This window comes from Cupriavidus sp. 05N40, from assembly GCF_056397305.1.
Genome location: NZ_JBFTND010000313.1, coordinates 1 through 5,700, shown reverse-complemented (window position 1 = coordinate 5,700; position 5,700 = coordinate 1). Strand labels below are relative to the sequence as shown.

Here is a 5,700-nt window from a genome sequence, read left to right as displayed (position 1 = left end):
GTATTTGCGCCATGCTCGCCGCAGAATTGCCCATGATCCCGCAAGAGATCGTGGATCAGGTTAGAGGTTATTTCGACGACTTGACGACTTGGATAGCGACAGTTCTGGACAGTGGGGTGGCAAGGTCTCAGTTCAAGCTGTGCGACAGCGCGTTTGTCGAGGCTCAGACCTTTATGTCTACGGTACACGGTGCGATGTTGACCGCACGGGCCTTGGGCAACGCGGACTCGTTTCAGGCCATTTCGCGAGTGGCAATTGGTCGCTTGAGCGCGTTGAGTTGAGCATCCCTCATGGAGGCGGGCGCTACGGCGCTCATTTTTTGAGTTGTTTTATCGACCAACTAGTCGGTTGTTTGTTTGGGAAACAATAATTGCCGCCCTGCATTCGTCCAGCCGCCAGCGTTACGGCGATCAGGGCTTTACCTTCAGAAGGAGTCATTGTCCTATGCCTCATCCCATTTCCGCGTTGGGCGCGGGTCACACCATTCTCAGCTTGGCGACCTTCGCTGCGGGTCTCTATAGCTTCGCCCGATACCAAAGAATTGAGAGCACTACCCAGTCCGCCAAGATCTACTTGACCGGAATGGTGGTCTCGGTACTCACATCGTTTGGCTTGTCCAGTACAGGCGGCTTCAATGTTGGCCACGCACTGGGTATCGCGGCACTTATTGCGGTATTGGGCGGCCTATTCGTTCCGCGGATAGGGTTCTTGGGTGGTGCACGGCGATACCTTTCCCAGTTCGCATTCACGTTCAGCTTCTTTCTGTTGTTAGTCCCCGGGATCAATGAGACGCTGACGCGGCTACCGGCTAGTCATCCCATAGCGAGTGGTCCCGAGTCCCCCATCGTACGTGGCGCGCTTGCGGCGTGGCTGGGTATTTTTGTGCTGGGGTCGATACTGCAGTTTTCGTGGCTTCGTTCGTACCGCAGCCGTACATAGCCTGCGAAAACATATTCCAATAGATGGCTAGGCAATATGGCATCGCCAACCTCTGGCCAGAGTTTCGCCAAACTCTGAGCCTAGAACTAGACATTCCACCTAACAGTATTCCTCTCTCCCTCAAGCCGCATCAACGGCGGCCGATGATTTCTAGGAGCAGATTGTGCATGCCGGTCATGAGCAAATACAGAATAATAGGCATTCAGAGAACATGAAAAACATGCTTGATGATGACGAAGCCTTGGAGGGAGTGGAGTCGTGGTTTAACGGGCAAGAGTTGACAATCAAACTAGGCATTCGATACCCAGGGCGAAAAGCTGACGAGTACTTGGAGTCGTGTGCGGGTTGGTTGCTGCGCCTTGTCCGACATGCTCGCGGCGCAAGCATTAAATAGATAGGACGCTGCCGGGTAGCTACTTGTATTTCCCGTATCCTTCTTCAAGCGCTTTTCCAATGTCAGTGCGACGGAACGGTGGTTGAGGCCAGGGGCGCAGAAAACGGCGCCAGAATCAAACGCGCGCGTCTAGTACACCGGAAAGATATGGAGTTTCTATGGAAGACTCGTCGGTATACAGAGTTTTGCAAGCCGCCTGTGAAAGAGCTACATCATATTTGCAGTCAGTAAAAAGTCGGCCGGTAATAGCCTCACCCGAGGCCATACGCCGTCTCGACGAACTTAGGCATGCACTACCGCAAAAAGGCGTTGACTCGATCGAAGTCCTACGGCGCCTCGATGAGATCGGATCTCCTGCGACTGTCGCCACCGTAGGTGGACGTTATTTTGGCCTGGTGATAGGCGGTGCTTTGCCAGCTACCGTTGCGGCGAACTGGCTTGCGACGGCGTGGGACCAGAATGCATGCTTCCGATGGACTTCTCCGATTGCGGCGACTCTAGAAGACGTGTCGTTGCAATGGCTACGCGAATTGTTCGGTATGCCAGAAGGAGTCGCAGGGGCGTTTGTCAGTGGCGCGTCAATGGCCAGCCTTACCGGGCTGGCATCCGCACGCCACGCGCTTCTTTCGCGTTTGGGTTGGGACGTGGAAGCTAAAGGAATTTATGGCGCGCCCGAACTCCGCGTTGTTGTTAGTGAAGAAGTTCATGTGACGGTGTTAAAGGCGCTTTCGTTACTCGGCCTCGGACGCGAACGTGTTATTCGGGTCCCGACTGACCGCCGCGGGCGGCTCAAAGTCGATAGTATGCCGGCGCTCGATAGCCGTACAATTGTCTGCATCCAGGCTGGTAACGTGAACACCGGTGACTTCGATCCGGCGGCGGAAGTCTGTCGTCGTGCAAGAGAGTTCGGTGCCTGGGTCCATGTTGATGGTGCTTTCGGTCTCTGGGCACTTGCGAATCGGGATTTCGGTGCGTTGACAGCCGGCTTGGCTGAGGCAGATTCATGGGCGACGGATGGTCATAAGTGGCTCAATGTTCCTTATGATAGTGGCATCGTCCTTGTTCGAAACGCAGCGGATCTACGGGCAGCAATGTCAGCGAGTGCGGCGTACCTATCAGAGGGCGTCGAGGATGGGCGTGAACCCTCCCACTACACACCGGAATCCTCCAGACGAGCGCGCGGCGTCGAGATATGGGCTGCGTTGCTGCACCTCGGTCGCGACGGCATTTCAGATCTCGTTGGACAATTTTGCAGCCTTGCACGGCAGTTCGCTGACGGTCTTTCGAGCCACGGATACGAAATACTCAATGATGTCGTGCTTAATCAGGTGCTCGTATCCTTTGGATCGCCCGAGGCGACGCGAGCAGTGATCAATGCGCTCCAGGCTGAAGGCGTCTGCTGGTGTGGGGGGACGCTGTGGCAAGGCCGCCCCGCAATGCGCATCAGCGTTGCGAATTGGGCAACTACTGAGGCAGACGTCGAACTCAGCGTTCAAGCCATAGTACGGGCCGTGAAGAGTTCCCTGCCAGGGTGACGGCTTAGGGCAAAGAGGATGGCGCGGCGAGAGGACAGCCTCATTCATAGCAGCCAAAGACACGCTGCACATTGCGCCCGCTTCGCGTCAAATCCAACGTTGTTCTTTCGCCGCATGGGGAGTCTCGCTACCCCTTCGGAAACGTCCCCAGCGATGAGGCGGCGACCAGCTACTGTGGCTGGCCCTGCGCAACATCACCGGGAAGTGGGGCAATTCAACGCATGACTGGAAGGCTGCCATGAACCAGTTTGGGATCCTCTACGAGGAACGGTTCACACATCCACATTGTTGAGATAATGCTGGCTCACCGGACGAAATGATGGTGAGCCTTTAACTGTCCTGCGCACAAAGAAACTGACAGGCCCCGGAATGCGTCGTGCTCAGGTGCCCCAAGTCTCTCAATCCTGGGCGGTGATGTCGATGTCGCGCGTTTCCTTGAAGAAGATCAAAGCCAGTAGCGAAACAATCGTCCAGCAGATCGGATACCAAAGGCCCGAGAAGATGCTGCCGGTCTGCGCTGATATCCCAAAGACGAAGGTCGGTAGCAATCCTCCAACCCAGCCCGTGGCCAGGTTGTACGGGACCGACATCGACGTGTATCGAATTCGCGTCGGGAACATCTCGACAAGCGCCGGACCCACTGTCATCACTGACAGAATCGCGAAGCTAAAGAAGATTACCAACAGCAGAAAGACCATGATGCCGTTGAACGCGGAAGGATCGCTTCTCTCTGGATAGCCTTGATCAATTAAGAGCTTTCGCAGGTCGGTAGACATGCCCGTGCTCCGCACTTTGGCCTCGTCCGCGGAGAGGCCGGCTGCGTCGTACGCCTCGACAATGCCGCTGCCAACCCGAATCATTGTCGCCCCACCGACAGGGGCTTCCGCCAGCGAATAACTGATGCCGGCACTAGACAGTAGCTGTTTTGAGACGTCGCATGGTGACGTAAATTTCCGATTGCCAACCGGATTGAACATCAGTGAGCAGCTGTCCAGATTCGTCTGCAGAGTGACCGGTGCGTTCGCCTGCGCTGAAGCGAGTGCCGGATTGGCGTAATGTGCCAGCCCTTTGTAAGTAGGCATTACAATCGCCGCGGTCACCATGAAGCCGATGAGCAGCGAGTACTTGCGTCCGATGCGATCGCAGATCCATCCCGACAAGGGGAATACAGGTAGGCAGGCAGCCGTCGCCAACAGCACCACGGTATTGACGGTCTTGGGATCGACTTTCAGCGTCTGCGTCAAAAAGTAGGTCGGATACAGGGCCGCCATGTAGTACATCGCAGTCATGCCTGCACAGAGCGCGAAGGCTACGACGATGCGGCGCAAATTCACAGGGTCGAGAAACGCTTCCCTGATGGGCGCCTTAGATAGTTTTCTCGAGGCCTTCAACTTCTCAAATGCGGGCGATTCCTTCATCTTCAGACGAAGGCCGAGCGAAATAGCCAACAGCAAGATCGAACCGACGAACGGTATGCGCCACCCCCACACATCGAAGGCGCTGCCGGAGATCTCCCGGGCACCCAGGATAACGAGGAACGACATCAGTAGGCCAGCGGTAGTCGATGCAGTCGTCCACGACATATTGAGGCCACGCTGGCGCCCAGTAGAGTACTCGGCAACATACGTCAGTGCGCCCGTATATTCACCGCCCGCCGCGAGCCCCTGAAACACGCGCATGCAAATCAACGCAATCGGGGCGGCGATGCCGATCGTTGCATATGTCGGAAGCAACCCTACGCCGACGGTCGCTAGGCCCATCATGCTTATCGTCACGACGAATGTGCGCTTGCGCCCGATCCTGTCGCCAATTCGGCCAAAGATAAGTGCGCCCAAAGGTCGCATCATGAAGCCGATTGCAAACGTCAGCAATGCAAAAATGAAAGCTGTATTGGCGTCGACGCCCGAGAAGAACTTCTGGGCCAGCACGGACGCCAAGGAGCCATATAGCGCGAACTCATACCATTCAAAGGCCGTCCCGATCGAAGCCGACCAGATCGCGCGTGCCATCGGGGCCGGCTCGGAACCTGTCCGCTCGAGGCTACCCTCCATACCTGCGGAATTGCTCATGTTTGTTTGTCTCCAAAATCTAGGGTGGGCTAGGGCGCTTTTTTCTGCGCCGTAAATACAACTTGAATGGAACCTCAGGGCCCGTCCGCGACGCGCGGCGTGTGCTATGCACCAAATTTCACAGGCGCACCATTAGGTCGGGGACGACCTCGAACAGATCCGTGCAGAGGCCATAGTCGGCCACGGAGAAGATGGGCGCATCGGGACCTTGTTGATCGCGACGAACGCCTTGGCGCCCCTCATGCCTGCCAGGTGCTGGATCGCGCCGGAGATGCCAACTGCCACGTAAAGCTGCGCTTCGACGAATTTGCGCCATCTTGACGTTGGCGAGGTCGATGCCCACGCCGTCCGCCATCACGCGGACCTTTACATCAGAGTCGACCACCGGCTTGATTGGGACATGTATTTTCAAAATCTCACTCCTCTGTTCACACCTCGAGAGGCACGCGTCTCTACACGGCCTCGAAGATTGCTGCCATGCCCTGCCCACCGCCGATACACATTGATTCCAAGCCGTAACGTGCTCCGCGGCGGCGCAGCTCATGCAGCAACGTAGCCAGCATGCGCACCCCAGTCGCGGCAATAGGGTGGCCGAGCGAAATGCCGGAGCCATTGACGTTCAACCGCTCTTGATCGTTCCATTTCCACCCCTTGAGGACCGCGAGCACCTGAACGGCGAACGCCTCGTTGAGTTCGACAAGATCGATCCGATCAAACGAGAATCCGGTGCGCGCAAACAGGCGTTGAACTGCAGGCACGGGAC

Annotated in this window: 3 protein-coding genes and 4 pseudogenes; 3 read left to right on the top strand and 4 right to left on the bottom strand. The window is 56.6% G+C overall.

What is annotated here, in order from left to right:
- A pseudogene (locus AC1DO7_RS38790) lies at positions 1 to 281 on the top strand (TetR/AcrR family transcriptional regulator); the annotation flags it as partial.
- Between the two features lie 31 nt (positions 282 to 312).
- On the opposite strand, the gene AC1DO7_RS38785 reads toward AC1DO7_RS38790, so the two are convergent.
- Positions 313 to 645: a hypothetical protein gene (locus tag AC1DO7_RS38785; RefSeq protein ID WP_441622593.1), complete on the bottom strand. Its 333-nt coding sequence runs from the start codon at positions 643 to 645 to the stop codon at positions 313 to 315.
- Positions 646 to 1,491: 846 nt separating this feature from the next.
- Between AC1DO7_RS38785 and AC1DO7_RS38780 the strand changes: the two genes are divergently transcribed.
- Both AC1DO7_RS38780 and AC1DO7_RS38775 read left to right on the top strand, forming a co-directional pair.
- Positions 1,492 to 2,868 (top strand): pyridoxal phosphate-dependent decarboxylase family protein, encoded by a 1,377-nt coding sequence (locus AC1DO7_RS38780; RefSeq protein WP_441622595.1) that lies wholly within the window; start codon positions 1,492 to 1,494, stop codon positions 2,866 to 2,868.
- Between the two features lie 137 nt (positions 2,869 to 3,005).
- Positions 3,006 to 3,160, top strand: a pseudogene (locus AC1DO7_RS38775) (IS256 family transposase); the annotation flags it as partial.
- A 106-nt stretch (positions 3,161 to 3,266) separates the two neighbouring features.
- Here AC1DO7_RS38775 and AC1DO7_RS38770 read toward each other — a convergent pair.
- The 3 genes and pseudogenes from AC1DO7_RS38770 to AC1DO7_RS38760 all read right to left on the bottom strand — a co-directional run.
- Positions 3,267 to 4,937, bottom strand: coding sequence for an MFS transporter (locus tag AC1DO7_RS38770; protein ID WP_441622597.1), 1,671 nt, complete (start codon positions 4,935 to 4,937; stop codon positions 3,267 to 3,269).
- A 118-nt stretch (positions 4,938 to 5,055) separates the two neighbouring features.
- Positions 5,056 to 5,246, bottom strand: a pseudogene (locus tag AC1DO7_RS38765) (FAD-binding protein); the annotation flags it as partial.
- A gap of 143 nt (positions 5,247 to 5,389) precedes the next feature.
- A pseudogene (locus AC1DO7_RS38760) lies at positions 5,390 to 5,700 on the bottom strand (acetyl-CoA C-acyltransferase); the annotation flags it as partial.